This window comes from Candidatus Paceibacterota bacterium (genome assembly GCA_035530615.1).
GTDB lineage: Bacteria > Actinomycetota > Actinomycetes > Nanopelagicales > Nanopelagicaceae > QYPT01.
The window spans coordinates 174,739-196,619 of the sequence record DATKUL010000003.1 but is presented as its reverse complement, the minus strand read 5'-3'; the positions used below and the strand labels follow the sequence as shown (position 1 = coordinate 196,619).

21 protein-coding genes are annotated in these 21,881 nt (G+C 51.4%); 6 read left to right on the top strand and 15 right to left on the bottom strand.

Annotated features, from left to right (window positions below; translation table 11 throughout):
* Positions 1-19 precede the first annotated feature (19 nt).
* The 4 genes from tilS to VMW30_09440 all read right to left on the bottom strand — a co-directional run bounded on the left by tilS (position 20) and on the right by VMW30_09440 (position 3,985).
* Entirely contained in the window at positions 20-997 is a 978-nt protein-coding gene (tilS, locus tag VMW30_09455; protein HUW88577.1) for a tRNA lysidine(34) synthetase TilS, read from the bottom strand.
* Between the two features lie 10 nt (positions 998-1,007).
* On the bottom strand, positions 1,008-2,165 hold the full coding sequence (locus tag VMW30_09450; GenBank protein HUW88576.1) for a C40 family peptidase: 1,158 nt from the start codon (positions 2,163-2,165) through the stop codon (positions 1,008-1,010).
* A 123-nt stretch (positions 2,166-2,288) separates the two neighbouring features.
* Positions 2,289-3,080 (bottom strand): ABC transporter permease subunit, encoded by a 792-nt coding sequence (locus VMW30_09445; GenBank protein ID HUW88575.1) that lies wholly within the window; start codon positions 3,078-3,080, stop codon positions 2,289-2,291.
* Complete coding sequence (locus VMW30_09440; protein ID HUW88574.1) at positions 3,077-3,985, bottom strand: ATP-binding cassette domain-containing protein; 909 nt, start codon at positions 3,983-3,985, stop codon at positions 3,077-3,079. The genes VMW30_09445 and VMW30_09440 overlap by 4 nt, the downstream gene beginning before the upstream one ends.
* Before the next feature lie 23 nt (positions 3,986-4,008).
* On the opposite strand from VMW30_09440, the gene metZ reads away from it, so the two are divergent.
* Positions 4,009-5,232: an O-succinylhomoserine sulfhydrylase gene (gene metZ / locus VMW30_09435; GenBank protein ID HUW88573.1), complete on the top strand. Its 1,224-nt coding sequence runs from the start codon at positions 4,009-4,011 to the stop codon at positions 5,230-5,232.
* Here metZ and VMW30_09430 read toward each other — a convergent pair.
* From VMW30_09430 to VMW30_09420, 3 genes are all read right to left on the bottom strand, one after another.
* On the bottom strand, positions 5,222-6,058 hold the full coding sequence (locus VMW30_09430) for a heme o synthase (GenBank protein ID HUW88572.1): 837 nt from the start codon (positions 6,056-6,058) through the stop codon (positions 5,222-5,224). The two genes, metZ and VMW30_09430, sit on opposite strands and share 11 nt — an antisense overlap.
* A 480-nt stretch (positions 6,059-6,538) precedes the next feature.
* Complete coding sequence (locus VMW30_09425; GenBank protein HUW88571.1) at positions 6,539-7,852, bottom strand: D-alanyl-D-alanine carboxypeptidase; 1,314 nt, start codon at positions 7,850-7,852, stop codon at positions 6,539-6,541.
* Positions 7,853-7,860: 8 nt separating this feature from the next.
* A complete protein-coding gene (locus VMW30_09420) occupies positions 7,861-8,232 on the bottom strand; it encodes a hypothetical protein (GenBank protein ID HUW88570.1) in 372 nt (123 codons plus the stop codon).
* Positions 8,233-8,304: 72 nt separating this feature from the next.
* Between VMW30_09420 and VMW30_09415 the strand changes: the two genes are divergently transcribed.
* Positions 8,305-8,943, top strand: a complete 639-nt coding sequence (locus VMW30_09415) for a TrmH family RNA methyltransferase (protein ID HUW88569.1) — start codon at positions 8,305-8,307, stop codon at positions 8,941-8,943.
* A 35-nt stretch (positions 8,944-8,978) separates the two neighbouring features.
* Entirely contained in the window at positions 8,979-10,139 is a 1,161-nt protein-coding gene (locus tag VMW30_09410; GenBank protein HUW88568.1) for an MFS transporter, read from the top strand.
* Here the strand turns inward: VMW30_09410 and VMW30_09405 are convergent.
* Entirely contained in the window at positions 10,092-11,039 is a 948-nt protein-coding gene (locus VMW30_09405; protein ID HUW88567.1) for a tetratricopeptide repeat protein, read from the bottom strand. The two genes, VMW30_09410 and VMW30_09405, sit on opposite strands and share 48 nt — an antisense overlap.
* A gap of 57 nt (positions 11,040-11,096) precedes the next feature.
* Here VMW30_09405 and VMW30_09400 point away from each other — a divergent pair, with 57 nt between their 5' ends.
* A complete protein-coding gene (locus VMW30_09400; protein ID HUW88566.1) occupies positions 11,097-12,791 on the top strand; it encodes a phosphatidylglycerol lysyltransferase domain-containing protein in 1,695 nt (564 codons plus the stop codon).
* A 32-nt stretch (positions 12,792-12,823) separates the two neighbouring features.
* Here the strand turns inward: VMW30_09400 and VMW30_09395 are convergent, their stop codons facing one another.
* Positions 12,824-14,074, bottom strand: a complete 1,251-nt coding sequence (locus VMW30_09395) for an MFS transporter (protein ID HUW88565.1) — start codon at positions 14,072-14,074, stop codon at positions 12,824-12,826.
* Between the two features lie 207 nt (positions 14,075-14,281).
* Here VMW30_09395 and VMW30_09390 point away from each other — a divergent pair, with 207 nt between their 5' ends.
* Positions 14,282-15,463, top strand: a complete 1,182-nt coding sequence (locus VMW30_09390; GenBank protein HUW88564.1) for a HoxN/HupN/NixA family nickel/cobalt transporter — start codon at positions 14,282-14,284, stop codon at positions 15,461-15,463.
* Here the strand turns inward: VMW30_09390 and VMW30_09385 are convergent.
* Genes VMW30_09385 through VMW30_09360 form a run of 6 tightly spaced genes read right to left on the bottom strand, consistent with a single transcriptional unit; the run spans position 15,450 to position 20,387 of the window.
* On the bottom strand, positions 15,450-16,337 hold the full coding sequence (locus VMW30_09385; GenBank protein ID HUW88563.1) for a DMT family transporter: 888 nt from the start codon (positions 16,335-16,337) through the stop codon (positions 15,450-15,452). The two genes, VMW30_09390 and VMW30_09385, sit on opposite strands and share 14 nt — an antisense overlap.
* A 55-nt stretch (positions 16,338-16,392) precedes the next feature.
* Positions 16,393-17,040: a cytochrome c oxidase subunit 3 gene (locus VMW30_09380; protein HUW88562.1), complete on the bottom strand. Its 648-nt coding sequence runs from the start codon at positions 17,038-17,040 to the stop codon at positions 16,393-16,395.
* Positions 17,037-18,917, bottom strand: coding sequence for a cbb3-type cytochrome c oxidase subunit I (locus VMW30_09375; GenBank protein HUW88561.1), 1,881 nt, complete (start codon positions 18,915-18,917; stop codon positions 17,037-17,039). Before VMW30_09375 ends, VMW30_09380 begins: the two co-directional genes overlap by 4 nt.
* A complete protein-coding gene (locus VMW30_09370) occupies positions 18,917-19,186 on the bottom strand; it encodes a cytochrome c oxidase subunit II (protein HUW88560.1) in 270 nt (89 codons plus the stop codon). The genes VMW30_09375 and VMW30_09370 overlap by 1 nt, the downstream gene beginning before the upstream one ends.
* A gap of 3 nt (positions 19,187-19,189) precedes the next feature.
* Complete coding sequence (locus VMW30_09365; GenBank protein ID HUW88559.1) at positions 19,190-19,684, bottom strand: hypothetical protein; 495 nt, start codon at positions 19,682-19,684, stop codon at positions 19,190-19,192.
* Between the two features lie 13 nt (positions 19,685-19,697).
* Positions 19,698-20,387, bottom strand: coding sequence for a hypothetical protein (locus tag VMW30_09360; protein ID HUW88558.1), 690 nt, complete (start codon positions 20,385-20,387; stop codon positions 19,698-19,700).
* Positions 20,388-20,610: 223 nt separating this feature from the next.
* Between VMW30_09360 and VMW30_09355 the strand changes: the two genes are divergently transcribed.
* Positions 20,611-21,873: a Fic family protein gene (locus VMW30_09355; GenBank protein HUW88557.1), complete on the top strand. Its 1,263-nt coding sequence runs from the start codon at positions 20,611-20,613 to the stop codon at positions 21,871-21,873.
* Positions 21,874-21,881: the final 8 nt, after the last annotated feature.

Here is a 21,881-nt window from a genome sequence, read left to right as displayed (position 1 = left end):
TTGTCCTAATTCGCCGGTCTTAATTAACTGGGGGTGAGAGCGAAAGTCTGCCCGATAATCGCTCCACCTTCACACCGCCTGGCAGGCTGACCGCCCCTTGCCCGCTCCACGAGGTGACCAAAGCCTCAATTGGATTGAGGTGCTCGAGCGAAATCGAGCCCGGCGGGGCTCCGTTGGCATAGATGGCGGCTCGGATTACCCGACTCCGCACCGCTCTGGGGAGCAGTGCGAGAGCGGCAATATCCATCGAAGTAGGGTCCACCTTCTCAAATTCGCTCATGGCCCATTCATCCAGCGCATCGGCATCATCTCGCAGCAGGCTCGCACTGCGGGCCAAGGCCGCGGCAATACCCGGACCAATCTTCTCTTCCAGGAAAGGAAGGACTTGGGTTCGAACCCGCGAACGGAGGAATTTGGGATCTTCATTATGCGGGTCATCCCAGACAATGAGCCCCGCTTCTTTGCACGCGCCCACCGTCTGTTCGCGAGTAATCCCCAGCAGGGGGCGGACGTACTTGCCCGAATAGGTAGCCATTGCAGATAAGGATCGTGTCCCGGATCCACGGGCTAGGCCGAGGAGAACACTTTCTGCTTGATCATCTCGGGTGTGGCCCAGGAAGACTTTACGTGCACCATGCCTCTCGCATGCGGCATCCAGGGCAAGATACCGAGCCCGCCGGGCCGATGCTTCCAGACCATCCGAGAGCGAGACGTTCACCTTCGCAATTTCACAGAGCTGGATTCCCATCCTTGCTAATTGATCAACAACTCTCTGGGCTTGTTCACCAGAGCCCTCCTGCAACTGATGATCGACCGTAACCCCGATAACTTGGATAGCGCGCTGCTTGGCCTCAACAGATAGTGCAAAACTTAAAGCGAGAGAATCGGCGCCGCCCGAGCAGGCCACAATGACTTTCTCACCTGGGGCAATTTTCGCTAACTCTGAGCGGAGCGCACTGCGAATTGCCACCATCGAACCGGTGGCGGATGCTCTCATGCAGGTAAGACTAGACCCGACCGCCGAATGGCATAAGTCCGCTCACGCTGTACATATTTGAGAATCTCAAACCCGACTTGGTTGATCGCGCTTCCCACATCATGCCATCGCCAGCGTAAATTGAGATGTGATGAATCGTAGCAATAGATCCTTTATACGAGTAGAAGAGAAGATCACCGGGTTGAAGTTCGCTGAGCGAAACATGCTTCACATAGCCTGCATATAAAGCGGCATTGAGACGATCCCAGTTTGGCCACCCTAATCCTGCGGCTTTGAAGGCGGCGTAAACCAACCCCGAGCAATCAAAGGAATTGGGACCTTGTGCCCCCCAGACATAAGGCTTTCCGGCAAGAACTTGAGCACGAGCATACGCAACCGCCTGTAACTGTTGAGCCGCATTAGTCCGTTGCGTTGATCGGCCCCTAAATCCACGATCTGGCCAAATTTTTGCTTGACCAGGAGTTTGTGCGGCTTGATTTGCCTGCGCCTCTTCCAGAAGTGCTAACTGCCGTTGCTGTTCAAGAGTGATACGTACTCGCTTCGCACTTGCAAGTTCTTTCATCAAATCGTCTTGCACCTTCTGCAATTTATCAACTTCTGCTTGCTGTGCCGCCTTGGCCTCGTCCGCACTCTTTTTTGCACTTGCAACTGCAATGGTCGCCCTCTGCTGTGCCAACTTTGCCGCATCTGCCTCGGCTTGTGCCGCTCGGGCAACTACTTCCGCCGCCTTGTATCGATCGAGCGCAGTTGAATTGTTAGAACCCAGCGTATTCAAATTAGAAAGTTGATCCACAAGATCCTGTGGTCCAGTCGAACTTAACAATGGTTCGATATCTGCGAGTCCACCACCCATCATGTAAGCATTCGTTGCAAGTTGCCCGATCACTCGATGCGCTTGGAACACTGCAGCTGAAGTTTGGAGTGCGTGACGTGCTGCTGCTTTGGAAATCTTCTGTGCGACGGCCAGATCCTGGAGAGAGCGCAGATACTTCGCGCGCGCAGCATCTGATTTGGAAGTAAGGGTTCGGAGGGTTTGGTTTGCCTGTGCTAGTACAGCTGCGGCCGCATTTGCGACCGCACGTTTAGCTGCTTCTGCTTTCTTGGCGGCTTCGATCTGCGCCAAAGTCGGCTTTGGAGATTTTGCGAAGGCAGGCGCGACATTACACACTAGCCCTAGGGCTAGTGTGATAACTAAAACGCGGTTGCGGGGAATCAAACGCAAGGGAAACCTCCTGAAGGGTCAATAATAAAGGCCGATCCTGAGAATGCGCCTGCCTAGGAGTCTGTGTCTTTAATTTGCTACGTCACGTCGGCCAAAGAGCACCGCGGCGACAATCACTCCGGTAGCCAGATACGCGGAAAGTATGAGCAATGCATGCGAATAAGAAGCGTTGAAATCGCCTCCTGCTGCAACTGAATTGATCAACTGCCCAGGCAGCCATCTGCCTGAACGATCCACGGTTGCGGCGACTATATTTTCCACCACGAGCAACCATCCGACTCCAATTGAGATTGAACTAATAGGCGAACGTAGAAGCAGTCCAAGAATCATGCCGATAGTTCCGGAAGCAATCACAGAGATAAGGACATTAACAAAGGTGTGAAGGAGTGCAGTCCTCGCCTCCGATGTTGACCAGGCAGTCGTGGCAACTTTCGCCTTTCCTGACAGTGCGAAGGCCAGTGAAACACTCACAATCGCTGAAAGAAAAACAGAAATGAGTGCAAAGAGATTCATCGCAAAAAACTTACCGAGCAAAAGTGTCAGCCTGCGCGGTTGACGAACCAACAAATTGCGCAGTGTCCCGTAGGTGAACTCCTGCGCGGTCTGGGAAGCAAAGATACAGAGGGCAACCAATCCAAGCAATCCTGCGGAAGCGGCAAATCCAACCGACACTCCAATCGGAAGTTCCAGAGTTGCTCGATTGGCCATTTGCTCTTGATGTGGATTATTTTGAGTTGAGTCGATCATGAGAAAGAGAAGTGAGGTCACAAGTGCACTCACTCCAACAACCGCCACCATTGTTCCAACAAAGAGTCCGGGGCGACGCAACTTACGCCACTCGGCAAAAAATACATTGATCACTGCGGGTCCCCCGTCATTTCAAAGAAGGTCGCCTCCAGGCTTGGCAGGACAGGAGAAAGTTGCGAAAGAATAATTCCTGAGTCGAATGCCAATTTATTTAGCGTCACAGCCCATTCAGTTGGACCAAGAATGCGAGCGACGCCATCAACTATCGACCCCTCATGCCCGGCATGATGAGCAATCTCCAGCAATCTCAAGAGATCTTTCGGATCAGCGCTCTTTGCGATAATCGTTGGTTGTTGTTGCAAGAGGAGCTCTTGAGTCTTTCCTGCAAATATAACGTCGCCTTTACGGAGCATGACGAGTGAATCACTGATCGTTTCGATTTCCGAGAGCAAATGTGAAGAAACAAATACCGTTGTCCCATCATCTGCAAGTGAGCGAAGCAGTTCGCGAACCTCTTGAATCCCTGCCGGATCCAAACCATTTGTTGGTTCGTCCAGTAAGAGAAGTTGCGGAGTGGGCAGAAGCGCAGCCGCAATTCCAAGCCGCTGTTTCATACCGAGCGAGTATGTTTTGTATTTTGAATTGGCTCTATCGCCCAGTCCTACGCGATCAAGGAGCCCCTGCACTCGATCAATTGAAAGCCCTCCCAGTGTGGCCAGGACTCTCAAGTTCTCCGCACCACTCAAGGCTGGATAGAACGCCGGACCCTCGATCATCGCCCCCACCCGATCTAGGTAACGCTCCGGATGGCTGATTGGCTCGCCTAGCACGTGTGCATTTCCACCCGTCGGGGTTATTAGACCGAGAAGCATCCGCATGGTGGTCGTTTTTCCAGAGCCATTGGGTCCGACAAAACCGCAGATGGTGCCGAAAGGAACTGCAAAACTGGCATGGGAGACGGCCTTCTGCTCGCCGTAGCTCTTGCTCAGATCCAGAACCGAGAGTGCAAGATCGGACATGGCGACCACCTTACACTTTGGCTATGAGTAAACGCCCGTGGGGATACCAGCCTCTGCCCGAACGTCCGGATCCACAGTGGTCCCTTCATCCCGAAACGCACGCAGTTCGCGCCGGATTGGCTCGGTCAGGTTTCGGTGAAACTGCCGAAGCGCTCTACCTCACCAGCGGATTCACCTACGCCAGCGCAGAACAAGCAGTTGAGTCCTTCACCGACGAAACCGACCACTTTGTCTACGGTCGCTTTGCCAATCCAACGATCGCCATGTTCGAAGAACGCCTGGCAGCAATCGAAGGTGCACCATATTGCGTAGCAACAGGATCTGGAATGTCAGCGATGTTTGCCTCCGTCGCCTGCCTAGTTAAGGCCGGAGACCGAGTCGTCGCCTCCGCATCAATGTTTAGTTCTTGCTATGTGGTCCTCATGGAAATTCTTCCTAAGTGGGGGGTTACTACAGAATTGGTGAAAGGCAACGATCCAGTTGCCTGGGCAGAAGCACTCTCCAAGCCAACTGCAGCGGTTTTTATCGAAACTCCGAGCAATCCCATGCTGGATGTCGTCGATATAAGAATGGTGAGCGATCTCGCCCATCAAGTCGGCGCAGTTGTCATTGTCGATAACGTCATGGCATCACCCATACTTCAAAAGCCACTCCAACTTGGGGCAGATGTTGTTATGTACTCTGCGACCAAACACATTGACGGACAGGGTCGCGTATTAGCAGGCGCAATACTCGGAAGCTTCTCGTATATCCACGAGAGCCTCAATCCATTTATTCGTCACACCGGGCCATCACTGAGCCCATTTAATGCCTGGGTCTTGGTGAAATCCCTCGAGACCATGTCGATGCGGGTGGAAAAGATGAGCAACAGCGCGCACACCCTGGCTCAATATCTTGAAACCTGTCCGCAAGTAAAAAGTGTCAGGTACCCAGGATTGAAATCGCATAAGGATTACGAAACTGCCCAGAAGCAGATGTCGGGCGGCGGGACAACAATTGGCATCGAATTTGCGGGCGGAAAAAAGAACGTATTTGAATTCATGAATGCCTTGCGGGTTATTGATATCTCAAACAATCTTGGCGATAGCAAATCGCTGATTACGCATCCCGCGTCAACAACTCATCGACGGCTTGCCCCAGAAGTTCAGGCAGAAATGGGAATTACTGAATCCGTCATGCGTCTTTCGGTGGGATTAGAGCATCCATCTGACCTACTCAAAGATATCGAGCAGGCGCTCACGCAATAAGTTGCGCGACCACAAGCAGTACTGAGAATAAACTCAGGTAACTGATAGACCACTGGAAAATTTTTCCCGCGATTTTTCCGTAGGAGTCCGAATCATCACGGAGTTGGAGAAGTTGGTAAGCAAAAACCAACCCCAAAGATAGAGTAATTAATAACGACCAGATGGGAAGCTTCGCAATTTCGATGAGAGCAATGGAAGAAATAATCATTGCTATTGTGTGAAACCACATTTCAACGCGGACTTTTGATTTTGGAGCGACCACGGGCAACATCGGAAAACCAGCTGCTGCATAATCGTCCTTATATTTTATTGCCAGCGCCCAGAAGTGAGGCGGGGTCCAGAAAAAAATTACAAAGAAAAAAGCAACCGCGGCCCACGAAAGTGAATTTGTAATCGCAGCCCATCCAATCAGGACAGGCATGCACCCAGCTGCGCCTCCCCACACGATGTTCTGCACGGTTCGGGGCTTTAAGCCAACCGTGTAGACAAGGACGTAGTAGGCAATGGCAACAAACGTTAAAAATGTCGCCAACGCAGTTGTGAAGATCCAGAAGATGGCTAGTGAGATAACCCCAATCATGGCCGCGAAAATCGTCGCCTGCCGCTTGCCAACAACGCCCGTGACTAAGGGTCGCTTTGACGTCCGTAGCATCAATTTATCTAGATCACACTCAATGACCATATTGAAGGCATTCGCCGATCCAGCGGCAAGAGTGCCCCCCAGGATTGTGGCTAAGGTGAGATCAATCGGCGGTAATCCTTTGCGGGCCAGAACCATTGCCGGCAGCGTAGTAACAAGTAGGAGTTCTACCACGCGAAGTTTCATCAGATCGACGTAACCGCGAATGGCCGCCCCACTGCTCAGGTTCGCGCTCATCCTTGCGGGCATCTTTGCGGGCAACTGAGGAAAATTTGTCACTGGCTTAGATTACTCAGCAACGCCAAATCGCGTTCTCAGATACCTCCCAGATTGGTCAGTTACTTTTTGGTCAACGAAAGGGAAGCCCATGACACCCCAGATTCCAAAACCAGAATGGTTCCAGCTCACAGAGGATGATTCAATCCAACCTAGACCCCGTATCAATCGGGTCACGCGGATGCTTGCCCTCTCTACCCCTCTCCTCGTCTTGGGGATGAGTTATATGGTCGCCCAGGGCTCGAACGCCGGAGTGCCTGCACATTCGATTCTGGCAGCGGCGCCCGTACAGACTCAAGGTTCCAATTCAACGCCAGCTACCAATCAGGCCGCACCATCGGGTTCTCAAGCGCGGATAGCCTCGTCTTCCTTCACCACGACTCCTTCATCTCAAATTGCCCCGCTCACCAAGCCAACGGGTGGCTCCGATGACGACGAAGTCGTATCTGCGCCAATCGGTAGTTCAGTTGCAGGAGGCATCTCTGTCATGCCCACTGGTGGCTCAGATGATGATGACGAAGGCGTCGAAGACGACGACTGAGTCGGGAAAATGAATGGGGCGGTTATACGCCCCAGCAATTTGTCCAAGGTCGCCCGAGCCATCTTGGCAGCCACATATCCTTTTTTAATGCGGTCTGCAATCGCCACAAATACATACTCATGATCTCCGGATTCGACGTAACCCGCCAAGCTCACAGTGCCGTTGAGTGTTCCTGTCTTGGCACGCACTAGCCCGACCGCCTGTGGGGCAGTTGTTAAGAAGCGATCTTCCAAAGTCCCGGTGATTCCCGAAACGGGCAAACCTTCATAAACCGCTGCAAATTTCTCATCTCCCCTGATTTTCAAAAGTAAATCCGCTACCAGCCTGACCGTCACGCGATCACTTTTCGACAGCCCGCTCCCGTCAAGAACAAAAAGTCCGGCATCGCTAATCTGAAGAGTCGTCAACATTTTCTTAATAACATTCGAAATACCAACGTCATCATTTGTGAAACCCGTGGCACGCGCTGCAGCTCTTACTAGTCGATCGGCTAGAAGGTTGTCACTCCAAGTAAGAGCGAATTTGACCATCTCGGTTATCGTTGGCGAAGTCACACTTGCGATCACACGTTCAGTATTGATAGCAACGTAATTCGGTCCGATTGTCGAAAAATGTGCGGTTATTCCCTTGCTCTTAAAAAACTCGCGCAAATAATTAATATCTGCCGTAAAGAGTCCAATGTGCCTAACCGAGATGTCTGTAAGTGGCCCATTCTCCTTCGCTACCAGTCCGTAAATTGCCTTGGTCGCAAGATAAGGCAATAGAGCACGGTTTTGAGTTTTAGCCAACTTATAACTAGTTGTCATCCAAGGATCGAGTGCGCCTTGGATAATGACGGTCTGCGGCGTAGTAGCGAGTGACACCTGGGTTACGTATCTGTAGTTTGGATCCAAAAACTCTAACGCGGTTGTAGTTGAGAGGAGTTTCAAAATTGAGGCGGGTTTACGAGGAGCTCCAGTCCCCTTTTGGAAAAGCACTTCACCCGTATTCCTATCAATCAAAATCATTGAAGGATTGGCCAGGTGGGGCGATAAGGAAATCTTGCTAAAAACTCGAGAGATCTCTGCGGTACTAACAAGATTTGCAGCAGAGGCAGGGAGCGTGCTGATCCCCAGCACTGCAATAACTAGTAGTGCCGTTGACCGAAATGGGGAAAGCTTCATGTGTAGGACTACCCGAATAAAGCGAGGAGAATATTCGCTGTGGTGAGCCCGATAAGCGCGGCCCAGATGGAATTGCGCACTTGAGGCTTCTTGTAATTGCGATGGATAAGCACCAAAATCACAATCAATATGCTGAACTTGATTCCAATAATCGTGTTATCTAATTCGGGCCACTTAGCGGGATCGTCATTGTGAAGTGGGGTGCGGATGCCAACCATGAGAAGGCCCATTGCGAGGGCGGTGAGGGCGCTGTGCCATGTGCCAGGGTGAATCCGACGCGGGCTCTTGTTAACCTGCATAAGAAGCAAAACCATCAGTCCAATGATGGAAATAATGTGTATTGCTAGTGCTACATCGCTAATCAAACTTAAAGCGCCCATCAAATTCTCCTTCTAGTGGTTCTGATTATGCACGGATAGCCTTTCTAAACCAATCAGTTTAGAGTGCGACTCATGCTTCCACCTGCAACTATCGGCCCCGGCGAATTTTTCCCGGTTGTCGGCGTTGGACCTCATCCAAAGCCATGGCCTGATGGTAACCAATTTGACCCGGAATTACTCGAACTCGGCGATCGCCGCAACGTCCTCGATAAGTACAGGTACTGGAGCGTTGAAGCAATAGTTGCGGACCTCAATACCAAGCGTCACAAATTGCAGATTGCAATTGAGAACTGGCAACACGACCTCAACATCGGCTCAGTCGTGCGCACCGCAAACGCTTTCAACGTCTCAGCGGTACATATCGTTGGCAAGCGTGACTGGAACAAGCGTGGCGCAATGGTCACAGATCGATACCTAAGCGTTATCCATCACCCGAGCGTGCAAGATTTCTCCCTCTGGTGCAAAGAGCATTCAATCCCAATCATTGGAATAGATAACGTTCCCGGCTCGCTCAAGTTGGAAAGTTCAGAACTTCCTGAGGAATGTGTTCTGCTCTTTGGACAAGAGGGCTCAGGAATGTCAGAGGAAGCAGTCGCAGTCTGCTCGGTGCTCTACGCCATCGAGCAGTACGGCTCGACACGATCTATGAATGCTTCAGCCGCTGGCGCAATTGCTATGTACCACTGGGCTCTCCAACATCTTCCGCGATAATTCCTGGCCAGGCTGCACATGAGAAAGGTGACATCATGAAATACGGATGGCTCTCTCGCAACCTCATGGTCTTGACGATTGTCTCGCTAGCGCAAGACGCAGCAAGCGAACTTCTCTACCCACTCTTGCCGATACTTCTTACTGGTGTTATCGGTGCCGCCCCGCTTGCACTTGGAGTAATCGAAGGGTGTGCTGAGGCTGCTGCGGGATTTACAAAATTGTATTCAGGTAGAGCGAGTGATCGCCTGGGACGCAAACCCTTTGTCATGGCTGGGTACTCAGTTGCCGGCTTAGGCAAAGTCTTAGTTGTGACAGCAACCGCCTGGCCGCTTTTCTTTTTTGGTCGCGTCATCGACCGCGTAGGAAAAGGCCTTCGGAGTACTCCGCGAGATGCCCTGATTCATGATTCAGTGCCGAAGGAGCACCTCGGGAAGGCTTTCGGATTTCACCGGGCGGGAGACAATTTAGGCGCTGTCATCGGACCACTTCTTGCGTTGTTCGGTCTCTATTTGCTTGATGGAGATGTTCGCAAAGTCGCAATGTGGGCAATCATCCCGGCGATTATTTCTGTGTCTTTCACTTTCTTCATAAAAGACAAGTCTCGGGCGCAGATTAAGTTAGAGCCGCCAAAGCCCTCGCACGGCGTGCTGCCGGCGAGTTTAAAGAGGGCAATTACCATTCTCGTGTTAATTCAATTGACAAATATTCCAGACGCGCTCTTACTACTTCGCTTGCACGATATTGGTTTCGATACTCAAGGGGTTGTCATTGCATACGTCCTTTTTAGTAGTGTCACGATGCTGATGGCATTCCCCGCCGGATACTTTGCAGATCGTTTTTCACCTCAAGCGGTCTACACAATTGGATTAGTCGCCTTTGCTATCGCATATTTCACCCTGGGATACACGAGTAATCATCTGGTTGCGATTTTCGCCCTCATTCTTTATGGAATCTTCCCAGCGCTCACGGACGGAGTAGGTAAAGCGTGGATTGCTGGCCTGAGCGAAAATGATCATCGCGGACGCGCCCAAGGCGTGTACCAAGCCAGCATGAACTTCGCAATTCTTGGTGCAGGAATATGGGGAGGCGCCCTATGGACCTCAGGTGTTCGCGAATGGCCGCTCATGATCGCGGCGGTCGGTGCAGCTTTAGGAGCCCTCCTGCTTATCGTCGAGAACTTCCGAAACCGTCGCTAACCGCCGGATAATTTCATCGGCTTCAGCCACTTTCCCTTGCGAGCGCATCACGGAAGCCATGCGAGTTTCAACATCCACAATCAATTCGAAGTCCCGCGAATCTTCATCTGTTGAGGCCTGGAGGACTTGTTCGAGAGTAATCAATCCTTCGTCGAGGCGACCAAGGAGAATTTGAGCCTTGGCATATTCAAATAAGGCAAAGGTTTCCCGACGGTGATCATGGGCAGTCTCAAAAACATCCAAAGCTTTGCGAGCAGAAATAAGGGCTTCTTCTCCCCTGCCAAGTTCAATCTGGCATGCCGCAATTTTCTGATCGCAACGAGCAACATGAATGACCTCGCGGTTCTTCTTAAACAATGCCCTAGCCTCATTAAAACTAATTATCGCATCTTCATAATTCTTAATCTCGCGGTATGCGCAGCCAATCAGGTGTAAATCGTTGGCAGCACCAATCTCATTACCATCAAGCAAATGCTCCTGCGCACACTCCTGCATCGTCTCAATGACTTTGAAGTAATTCTTAGACGAATACCACCACTCCCCAAGAGTGCAGGCGAGTTCTAAAGCGATGGGCGACTTATTGCGACGCAGAATCTCCACCGCCTTGCTCATTGCGGTCGCTGCTTCGTCCATCCTTTTGAGTTGATTGAGGTTGTAACCGATTGCCGAATAAGCCTGTGCCAATCCTTCAGTTGATGCGCCTACACCGAGACCTGAATAGATGTCACACGCAGTTTCAGCCAACGCCAATGCCTCGTCATATTGACCACGAGCATAAATTCGTGCACTCAACTCGTAATAAGTGCTGGCTCGTTCGGCGCCCTCTACCTCCGGAATCCGATCCCAGAGCATCTCCTCTGTTATGAGTTCGTCCTGTCCCGCTTCTTCGTCATCGCTCATCGTCGCCTCCCCATTACTAAACTCTATACTCACAACTTGAAGGAAGGCTGAGTAAAGGTGAAAAGACCAGTAGGTTCGCGCTGGAAGGTTGTTCTGGCAGCCCGAGTTCTGCTCATTATTGGTGCGGCGAGCATCGCGTCCAGCACTTTGAAACCTTTCCGTCGCCGCTTACGTATCCTTGAGTCCACCTTTCCCACAGGTTGGCCAAATTTGGCGACTGCAGGGGTCATCATCATCGGCGTTCTCCTGATCGTGCTCTCATTTGCACTTGCGCGACGAAATCGGGCAGCCTACTTGCTCACCCAACTCCTTCTTCTCATAAGTATTTCATTGAACTTACTAAGGGGTTTGTATGTGGTGGAGGCAGTTGCGACGCTCACTATCTTCATCTTCTTATTTCTCATACGGCGGGAGTTCTATGCGAAGCCGGTAAGGCGCGTTATAAGTCGTGCGTTGATTGTCTTTGGACAGATGGCGTTTATGAGCCTTCTAATTGGTTTTATCCTCATCCTTGCCCCCGACCGATTATTCGGTGGTGAAATTACAATTTCACATATTTTCGAAACCGTCTTGAGAGGACTCATCGGTCTTTCTGGTCCCGCTTACTTTATAAGCCACAGGGAACAAGACATTTTCAATTATGCAATGCCCAGCCTTGGATTTCTCACAATCATTGTCCCCATTCTCACCCTTCTTCAACCGAGTCCACCCAAGCCTCACATGAGCGATGCAGACGAAAAAAGTCTGCGGGTGCTTCTAGCCGAATTTGGGGAGCGCGACTCTCTTGGGTACTTCGCCCTTCGGGAAGATAAGAGCGTCATCTGGTCCAACACAGGTAAAGCTGCGATTACCTACCGAGTTGTTGGTGGCTGCGCTCTCGCCAGCGGAGACCCAATAGGAAATCCAGATGCGTGGCCCCAAGTTATCCACGCATTTATCGATCTCTGTCTCAAAAACGGCTGGACTCCGGCATCTATCGGATGCAGTGAAGATGCCGGTGAAATCTGGGTCCGTGAAACGCAGATGAATGCATTGGAAATTGGCGATGAGGCGGTAGTCCATGTGAAGGAGTACGACCCCGAGAGTCCGCGCTATCGGAATGTCCGACAAACATCCAGGCGTATTCTCAAACAGAACTACACGACCAATATTTTCCGAACCTCGCAGATGCCGCCTGAGATGCGAACAATACTTACGGAGGATTCAAAAAAGTGGCGCGGTGCTGCAACCGAACGCGGATTCATGATGGGACTGGGAAGAATTGCCGATATCGATGAGCCAGATCTACTTATTGTTACAGCACTCAAAGATGGTCAGGTGCGGGGACTGCTCCAATTCGTCCCGTGGGGAGATAGCGCCCTTTCATTAGATCTTATGCGTCGTTCACCGCAAGCCGATGCGGGTATCAACGAATTGATGATTAACGCAGTTATTAGGTACGGTGCCGAAAACGGTATCGAGCAAATCTCACTCAATTTTGCTGCCTTTCGATCCGCCTTTGAGCGCGGCGCCCAACTTGGTGCTGGACCAGTCATTCGATCCTGGCGCAATATTCTCCTCTTCTTCTCTCGATGGTTGCAGATGGAATCGCTCTATAGATTCAATTCCAAGTTCCGTCCCGAGTGGATTCCGCGCTACCTCATCTTTAGAAAGAATTCAGATCTGCCCAAACTTGGACTGGCGACGCTTCGAGCCGAAGCATTCTTGGGATCGCGCCGAGCAGAATCCAAAAAGAACACCTCGTTGGGGTGATTGGACGAGAAAGAAATACCTGAGCCGAGTCCTTACTCCGTCTCGTTTCCTAGCAAATCCGTAACAAGTGGTGGTGGAGTGATTTCTTTGACTGAATTACGGCCCACGGATCGGAGTAACGAAGATGAAAGTACAACAACCACAAGAGTGGAGGCGATGCCACTAAGCAGAATTGCATTTCTCGGACCGATGAGAGAAACAACAAAACCCGCTATTACGAACGAGGTGATTTGCGCGAATGAAAGTACTGCCTGCACCGCGGAGGAAACGCGACCCCGACTTGCATCCGGTGCGCGTTGAAGGATGAGCGCGATTGCGTATGCCGACAATGTGCTCAAACCCATACCAGCCAGTGCGACAGTTGGGAAAAGGAGCCCCCAGTGCCAAGCACAACCAGTTAGCAACACTCCGAGGCCAAGCATCAAAGATCCCATGATGACATTAGCGGGTAGCCGAGCCTGGCTTACGTCGCGCCGTTCGTTGACAAACGCAGCCACGAGGCTACCGACTGCGAACACTGAGGCGGTAAGACCGTAAATAAATGTTGATGCATGAAGGACATCAATCACGAAAAATAATTCAGCCACAGCGAACGCTCCGAGAGCAACGATGAGACTGAACTGCAGAATGGTCAGAGCCCTAATGACGGGTTCATCTCGCACGATTTGCAATCCGGCCCATACTTCCCCTCGCTTGCGTGCTCCTCTCTCCCGAGCATGAAACGGCAGAGTCAAAAATGCAGGAACGAGGGCAAGCAGGGCGAATGTCGCAGCATTGGTAAGCATGGGCGTTACGTAACCGAACTGGCTAACCATGAGCCCGGCTATCCCCGGCCCAGCTATTCCGGCTAATGCATAAAGCGCCTGTATGAGTGACATGGCGCGCGGTAAGGCATCTTTGCCAACAATTTCTGGCAAGGTGGCAGACCATGCAGGAGCGGTGAATGCCTGGCCGGCTCCGATCAAAATTATGAGCCCGAGTGAAACAAACAGCGGCGTGTTAAATGCCAGGAGCGCAGCAAAGACTGCTTGACCTATATTGACGAAAGGAGCCAAGCGACGAACAGGCACTCGGTCAGCAACAGTGCCCGCCCAAGGCGAAAGTAGAATCAGAGGCAGATGCCCGGCCGCCAAAATAACAGCGATGGAGAGGGCTCCCCCGCCATGGTGCTTCTCACGTAGTAGAAGAGCGAAGATCGCGAGTTCGTCGCCGAGAATAGATAGCGCACGTGCTGAAGCAATGACGCGAATCGTGTTCCAGCCCGCAGGGCGCACCTTTGACATCGGCTCATCCTGCCGAGATGCAGGCAATAACACAATGGAATAGCACCACTCAACTTAGGCGAGTTCATCTGCGAAGATAAGAACGTGCTAGCCGCTCCTCCAGAAGACGACACTCACTCGTACGGCCCTAAAATTCAAGTGGACAGAGACCCAGGGAGCGTTTAATCTCTACCTGCAAACGGTTCGCATCTACGTGGGGAGGTATCAGTGAACCAGATAGCCTCCCAGGTCCAGGGAATCCGTTCACGCCTTACTCGAGTTGAATGGCGTCGTCTTTACGCCATGTTTGGCTTTATCGCCTTTCTCCATATCGCCGGGGCGGCCCTGATGTTCGCGGCGACCAGCGGGCATTACCAACTCTCCGATGGATCCCTCTTTGGTTGGGGTACAGCCCTACTGGCCTATTCCCTGGGAATGCGCCATGCCTTTGATGCCGACCATATTTCGGCAATTGATAACACCACTCGCAAACTTATGAGTGAGGGTCAGCGCCCGCTTGCCGTCGGATTCTTCTTCTCTCTGGGTCATTCATCCGTGGTGGCCGGTCTGGCCATTTTGCTCAACTTTGGAATTAAGGCGCTTGGATCTCAATTGAAAGACTCTGATTCCACACTGCACCACTACACGGGGTTGATAGGAACATCAATCAGTGGCGCCTTCCTCATGCTCATCGCAATCTTGAATCTGATCATCCTCGTCTCAATAGTTCGAGTCTTCGTAGAAATGCGCAAAGGGATGTACAACGAAGCGGAATTAGAGAAACACTTGAATTCGCGCGGATTACTTATGCGATTCTTTGGTCCAATCGCACGTCGGATTGATGCCAGTTGGAAGATGTACCCGTTGGGAATACTTTTCGGATTGGGTTTTGATACTGCAACTGAAATAGGGTTGCTAGTTCTTGCCGGATCTTCCGTAATTGCCGGTTTACCTTGGTGGGCAATTATTTCCTTGCCGCTCTTCTTCGCCGCCGGCATGAGCTTGCTCGACACGATTGATGGCTCATTTATGAATTTTGCATACGGTTGGGCTTTCTCCCAACCGGTTCGAAAGGTCTACTACAACATTGTCATCACAGGATTGTCAGTCGCAGTCGCTCTCTACGTTGGCGGCTTGGAGATCCTTCAAGTGGCCGCCCGCCAACTCAATCTCACGGGTGGATTCTGGGATTATGCGGCTGCATTCAATTTGAATTCCGCCGGCTACGTCATCGTTGGGCTATTCGTCGTTGTCTGGGGCGCTGCCCTACTTCTCTGGAAATACGGACGGGTCGAAGAACGCTGGCACGAGCACGCACATTCAGCTCAACTTGCGCGGGGCGAAGATACCGATCACGCCAAGGCGGGCGTCGAACTAGGACCAATCCGCGAGGCATTTAAACTCGATTAAGTTTGATTCTCCCCTGGCCGATTGCTGCACCGAGTAGGACGATGAGCCCGCCAACAGGTTCGTTCCACGTTATCTTCTCACCGAGAAAAATTATTCCTACGATGACTGCAACCACCGGAGTTACATAGGTAACCGAACTTGCAATTGCGCTTCCAGCAGCAGCCATAATTTTGAAGTTCCAGATATATGCATATCCAGTACCCAGCACACCCAGAGCTAGCATCGCTGCGACTGGACCTAATCGGTACTCGTCCTTGGCAATTCCATCGATGAGATAAAAGGGGAGAAGAGTGAGCGCGGCAAGAGAGACCTGAGCAGTCGCAAGTGCCTCTGGTTGCAACTTATGGGGCAAGATGAACTTGCGTGAGTATGGAAATGAAAATCCATAACAGGTCACTGCTCCCAGTAGAGCAAGGATCGCGGGCAGCGGATTACTACCCAATCCCTGCCAAATCCCCAGGACTGTACTCACGCCCAGGAAACCAATAATCAGACCAATTACATGATGAGCCAGAATCTTCTCTTCGCGAAAGACAGTCATGATTACCAACAAAGTCATCAGCGGAGTGACAGCGTTAATAATCCCCGCAAGAACAGATGTCACATCCTCCTCTGCGACTCCGAAGAGAACTCCAGGCACAACGTTGAGCAGCATCGCGACGACCCAGAGATGCAGCCATACGCTTGGAGTCCGCGGCAAGGCAATTCCTCTCGCTCTCGAGATCGTCACCAATGCGAGTGCCCCAAGGGCGGTCCGACCAAAAGCAACACCAACTGGAGTGAGAAATTCGAGTCCAAGTTTGATAAAGATGAAGGAGCAGCCCCACACAATTCCGAGAGCTATGTAAGCCGGTAACCAGCCGCGATCTTTCATCTAGGAATAGTAATAGCCCGCCCAATTCCCGGGCGGGCTATTACTTACTCTCTACTTATGTAAAGGAAAGAGCGAAGGCTCCCAGCAGTGAAGAGACGGTCATCCAGATCCACCAAACTTTTACGATTTCAACATGCCAGTGGTCGGCTTGGTATAACCCCAGACGGGAGCGATTCCAATTGCCTAGTGCGATAAACGCAGTAATAAAGAGATGCACAAAGTTCAACCCGGCGATCAAGAAGTAGCACGATGCGTACGCACCCATAGTGATCGTGAATGGGGCGCCACCAAACTGAACTCCTTGGTAGATGAGGGCAACAAAGCTTGCAATGAAGGCGACCCCAGATCCAAGGACAAGTTGGGTTTGATTCTTAGCTCTCGCTCCAGCAAGTGCGTACCGATGCATCACCAATCCGAAGGCAGCAATGACGGTGAGATACCAGGCGCCCATACTTGAAACCGGGATTGTTCCAGGGCTGACTACACCATCATGAGTACTCGCCTTTGGAAGCCACATATCGTTGACGTTCTGGCCTTTGAGGTAGAAGTAAACAAAGATCACACTCAACGCGAAGGCGATGTCTGCCACCAGGATCAATATGAGACCAAGTCGATTACGTGAACCAACTACATCGGGATGTTCGTGATGGTAATTAGGATTTTCATCATGCGGGGTTGAATGTCCATGTGTCTCGACGCTCATGACTTCGCCTTTCCGTATCCGTAAGGATCTGATGTGACTACCGGAAGCACCGCAAAGTTCTCGAGTGGCACCGGGTTAGGCACCGACCATTCCAGAGTCTTGGCAAACCAAGGATTCGCAGGAGCCAGCGCCCCACTTCGCCACGAGGAGATAACGCCATAAAGCAGGACCAGCATGCCGGCCATAATTGTGTAGGCGCCCATGGTCGTAATCAGATTGCCCTGGCTAAATGCCGCGGGGTATGCCTCAACTCGGCGAGGTTGTCCGGCAAGCCCGACCAGGAACATACCGATGAAGGTCACATTGAATCCGATCTGCACCAACCAGAATGAAATCCAGCTCAGGGACTTATCGAACATACGACCCGTCATCTTTGGGAACCAGTAGACCAGCGCGGCAAGTGCCCCAGTCAAGCCAGCACCCATCAAGGTGTAATGGAAGTGAGCGGTTACGTACATCGAACCATGCAGGAAGGCGTCAATTGGCACATCTGAAAGATAAATCCCAGTGATGCCACCAATCATGAAATTCCAGAGCAGAGCGTAAATTGACGCTGTCGGCATTGTCATCCAGAGCCGACCGCGCCAGAGGGTTCCGATGAGAACAAAGAACAACATTCCCGTTGGAATCGAAATTAGCTCAGTCGTCAACATAAATGGTCCGTTGAGAAGCGGTGCCCATCCAGTCGTATACATATGGTGGGCCCAAACGAGAATGCTCAAGCCAGAAATTCCTGCAATCCCCAGAACCGCAACATTGAAACTAAAGAGTGGGCGGCGCGTAAATACCGGGGCCATCTCCATAAGCGCCGCGACAGCTGGAATCAAAATGACATAGACCTCAGGGTGTCCCATGATCCAGAAGAGATTCTCATAAAGCCAGCCACTCCCACCACCGCGCGGGTCGAAGAAAGTGGATCCCATTGCCCGATCCATCGCCGACATAACTTGTGACAAGAAGAAGACTGGGAACGCAGGCAATGCCAACGCAACGGAGGCGACAACACCATAAACAAATATTGGCGTGCGATTCCATGTCATTCCCTTTGCCCGCATTTTTACTACCGTGGTTGTGATATTTGCACCTGCGACCATTGTCGAGAGAGCGAAAATCACGATGAACATGATGTACCCATCCATGCCATGAGGTGCCTGTGACGCAAGTGGATTGTAAGCCGACCACCCTGTTGAAATTCCTCCCAGGAAGAATGAGGCAAGCAGTGGTGGAATAGCTGCCACAACGAGCCAGAAGCTCAGTGCATTCAAACGAGGAAAGGCCATATCGCGAGCGCCGATCATGATCGGCATAATGAAGTTACCGAATGGTCCAGTCACCATGATGATCGTTCCGACAATCATGATGATGCCGTGATAACCGACAACTGCGTTGTAAGCCTGTGGGTGCAACCACCCTCCTCCAGCGTGACCCAAGTTGGTGCGGATCAACATCGCCAGAATTCCACCTACGCCGAAAATCACCATCGTGATGACTAAATACTGAATGCCTACCACTTTGTGATCTGTGGTAAAACGAAAATATCGCTTAATCCCCTGATCCTTGCCGGCATAAAACAAATTCTCATCATGGCTCAGATCTCTACCCATGACCCAACGGAAGGGAGCAATAAGAGCACCTATTCCTGTCATGAATCCGATGAGCCAACCGATCATTGACAGAAGCACATACTGATCTTGATTGGTCTTGATGAATGACTCTTCAGTGTTTGCCGGCAGGAGTGCTTTAGAGAGATAGTAAAAAACGACCGCCATAATGATTCCGAGTGCAAACCCAGTCCACATGTTAAGGCGCTCGATGAGAGCTTTCTTAGACGCGGAATATCCGGGAGCAGAAGGTGAACGATCCATCATTGTTGTCATTAAATTTGCCCCCCATTATTCGTAATCCACGCGTCGTAATCGGCCTGGCTTACAACATGAACTTTCTTCTGCATATAAGCGTGCAGTAGCCCGCATAGTTCGGCGCACCTTAAGTCGTACACGCCGATCTTGTCGGGGGTTACCGAGGTCTGTGTCATATAGCCCGGGTTGGCATCAATCTTGATACCCATTTGAACGATCCAGAAAGAGTGGATCACATCTTTACTTGTTACGTTAAAGACAACTGGTTTATCGACTGGAAGATACAGATCCTAACTTCGAACCGTCCCATTATCCACGTAATCGAAATTCCAAGCCCACTGCTGGCCGACAACATTGACGTGCATGGCCTTCGGATCAAAGAGCCCCGCACTTTCGCGCTGCAAAGCAACCATGCCCCAAATGAGTGCGAAGAGACACATCAATGCCGACACAATTATCCAAGTGCCTGCTACCCGCGGACTGTCGCGGATTTCATGATCAGCATCATCTGGTGGAGTATCTCCATAGTGGCGCTTTGCTAACAAAGTAGTTAAAGCCATGGCGGCTACCAAACCAGCGATTGGTGCGGCGGCCCACGTAAATACGCGCATCATATTTATGGTCGTCGCCATAGTTTCGGAGGCAGGTGCACCCATTGATCGAATCTGCACTTCGGAAGCGACGAATCCAATAATTGCTGTTAGAACAATCCAGAGCAATCCAGTCTGTTGCACATCTTTGCGCTTGAATATAGAAGAGCGCTTCTGAGTTTCTAAGTCAGACATTATCGCGGCCCCCTTACGCGTTCACTACAGTGAAGTGGCCGGACATGTAACCCATGGTGGACATCGCTGCACCAAATCGTGCGACTGTGCCGTCGCCACAAGGAAATTCGCAGTTCCAGATGTACTCACCTGCATCCCCAGTTATGAAAGTAAATGTTGTGGTCGGAGGATTACTCGAGTAACCCTCTTCCGGCATCTCCTCCTCGGGTACAGCCTTTAATGGGACGCTCACAAATAATTGATCCTGACCATCTGATAATCCGTGCAAGGTCCAGGTGTGACCAATTTGATTAGCGGGGATTGACGTCACCTTCTCGCCGTTAACTGTCATCGTGCCATCTACCGTGCCACGCACCGTTGCGAAAAAATCGTTGGTTATCGTTTCGCCGCCGTCATACTGCCTAACCGTTATCGTGATTGCAGAGTGCGCAGGGACTTCAAAATTTGTTACCGGTCCAAAAGTTACCCAGTCAGGGTGGGCACCCCCGCCGGCTCCATGGCTTCCCGCCATGCTGTCCGGATAGGAGGACAGATCAAGTGTGTAATGCGGAAGCTTTCCCTGCGGTGTATCGATCGTGCCCGCCGGTGTTGCAGCCAAAACGCGGGAGTCGTTCTTGGCCGATGAGACATATGTACCAATGCCAGTTATCAGCCCCGCTCCGAGAATCACTGTGCCAAGTGCCGCAAACAAGCGTTTGTTCATATCTATCCCCCTAGTTGGATCAGTTCTGCGAGAATGTGACCCTAATCACCAGAGAATAGGGGCTGGCACTCCATTTTCCAAGGTAATTCACGCCCTTTTCTCAGGTTGGCAGGCACTGACGAGGGTGAGTTATGGCCACCCCTATGTTGGTTTAATTTGTAAACCAACATAGGGGCATTTCTTATGTTGGTCTGTACAATAAGCCAACACAAGAGGTGAGCACATGTCCCACATAGAAGAAAGGGTCTGGAGAGACGGCGGTGTCGGGCGATCTCGAAGGGACCGGCAACCCTGTAAGTACCAGGTATACATCCCAGACAATCTCCTGGGCAGGCAATTTCTACTCGATGGTCCGGTCGCCGCCGATGTGGCCGATGCCGAAGCAGCAATTGCCCGGTTCAACACGGATGCCTCTGCGCTAGTCAACACTGAGGCTCTCGCACGCATTCTGCTGCGGGCCGAGTCCGTCGCGTCCTCTCGGATTGAGGGCTTAGTCATGGGAGCGCGTCGGATACTAAAAGCAGAAGTCGACCAAGGCACTGAAGGTCTCCACGTAGAAATATCGGCCAAGGAAGTGTTAGCCAATATCAACGCAATGAACTACGCAATTGCGTCGATCGAAAAAGGCGACCTTATTACGTTGGATCAGATACTGGAGATAAACAGAGAACTGTTAGCGAGCACAACTCTCTCAAGCGTAGGCGGCAAGTTGAGGGAGCAGCAAAATTGGATCGGAGGCAACAACTTCAATCCATGCTCGGCCGATTTTGTACCACCACATTGGGAAGTAGTGAGCCCTCTTATGGCCGACTTAGTTGAGTTTTGCAACAGCGATGATTTACCTGCAGTAGCGCAAGCAGCGATTGCGCACGCCCAATTTGCGACAATCCACCCATTCCTAGATGGAAATGGCAGAACCGGGCGGGTTCTCATTCAAATGATTCTGCGTCGGCGAGGGCTTGCCGAAAGAGTTATCCCACCAGTTTCGCTCGTTCTTGCCACCTGGGCACGAGACTACGTTGAGGGATTGATGGGTACTCGCTATGTCGGGGAATCAGACTCAGCATCGGCACATGCAGGATTCAATCTTTGGGTTGGAAGGTTTGCGGCAGCTTGTCAGCGAGCAGTGAGCGACTCATTGGAATTTGAAACTAAGGTGGGCACAATCGAACAGCGGTGGCGGAGCAAGTTGGGCACTGTACGAAAGGGATCCTCCCTCGATACTCTCTTGAAAGGCTTAGTCGGCATGCCGATCTTAACCGTCGCAACAGCGATGAATCTAACAAGAACAACTCATAAGCAGACCAATGAAGCCATATCTGTATTGGTGGAAGCCGAAATTCTTAAATCTATGTCCAGCAGAATGCGCAATAGAGTGTATGAGGCCCCAGAAATTATCGCCGCATTTGCTGAGTTGGAACGACAACTTGCCGGCCCGAATGGGGTTGACACCCGCCGTCTATCTATACGGCAGCGAGGGGTCTAATCTTCGCC

Excerpts from the sequence above, each read along its gene's own strand:
- VMW30_09385 (HUW88563.1), bottom strand. The coding sequence starts at position 16,337 with ATGAAAGATCGCGGCTGGTTACCGGCTTACATAGCTCTCGGAATTGTG.
- VMW30_09425 (HUW88571.1), bottom strand. The coding sequence starts at position 7,852 with ATGAAGCTTTCCCCATTTCGGTCAACGGCACTACTAGTTATTGCAGTG.
- VMW30_09440 (HUW88574.1), bottom strand. The coding sequence starts at position 3,985 with ATGTCCGATCTTGCACTCTCGGTTCTGGATCTGAGCAAGAGCTACGGC.
- VMW30_09375 (HUW88561.1), bottom strand. The coding sequence starts at position 18,917 with ATGACAACAATGATGGATCGTTCACCTTCTGCTCCCGGATATTCCGCG.
- VMW30_09380 (HUW88562.1), bottom strand. The coding sequence starts at position 17,040 with ATGAGCGTCGAGACACATGGACATTCAACCCCGCATGATGAAAATCCT.
- VMW30_09430 (HUW88572.1), bottom strand. The coding sequence starts at position 6,058 with ATGAAACTTCGCGTGGTAGAACTCCTACTTGTTACTACGCTGCCGGCA.
- VMW30_09360 (HUW88558.1), bottom strand. The coding sequence starts at position 20,387 with ATGAACAAACGCTTGTTTGCGGCACTTGGCACAGTGATTCTCGGAGCG.
- VMW30_09395 (HUW88565.1), bottom strand. The coding sequence starts at position 14,074 with ATGTCAAAGGTGCGCCCTGCGGGCTGGAACACGATTCGCGTCATTGCT.
- VMW30_09365 (HUW88559.1), bottom strand. The coding sequence starts at position 19,684 with ATGTCTGACTTAGAAACTCAGAAGCGCTCTTCTATATTCAAGCGCAAA.
- metZ (HUW88573.1), top strand. The coding sequence starts at position 4,009 with ATGAGTAAACGCCCGTGGGGATACCAGCCTCTGCCCGAACGTCCGGAT.
- VMW30_09420 (HUW88570.1), bottom strand. The coding sequence starts at position 8,232 with ATGGGCGCTTTAAGTTTGATTAGCGATGTAGCACTAGCAATACACATT.
- VMW30_09405 (HUW88567.1), bottom strand. The coding sequence starts at position 11,039 with ATGAGCGATGACGAAGAAGCGGGACAGGACGAACTCATAACAGAGGAG.
- VMW30_09410 (HUW88568.1), top strand. The coding sequence starts at position 8,979 with ATGAAATACGGATGGCTCTCTCGCAACCTCATGGTCTTGACGATTGTC.
- VMW30_09355 (HUW88557.1), top strand. The coding sequence starts at position 20,611 with ATGTCCCACATAGAAGAAAGGGTCTGGAGAGACGGCGGTGTCGGGCGA.
- tilS (HUW88577.1), bottom strand. The coding sequence starts at position 997 with ATGAGAGCATCCGCCACCGGTTCGATGGTGGCAATTCGCAGTGCGCTC.
- VMW30_09415 (HUW88569.1), top strand. The coding sequence starts at position 8,305 with ATGCTTCCACCTGCAACTATCGGCCCCGGCGAATTTTTCCCGGTTGTC.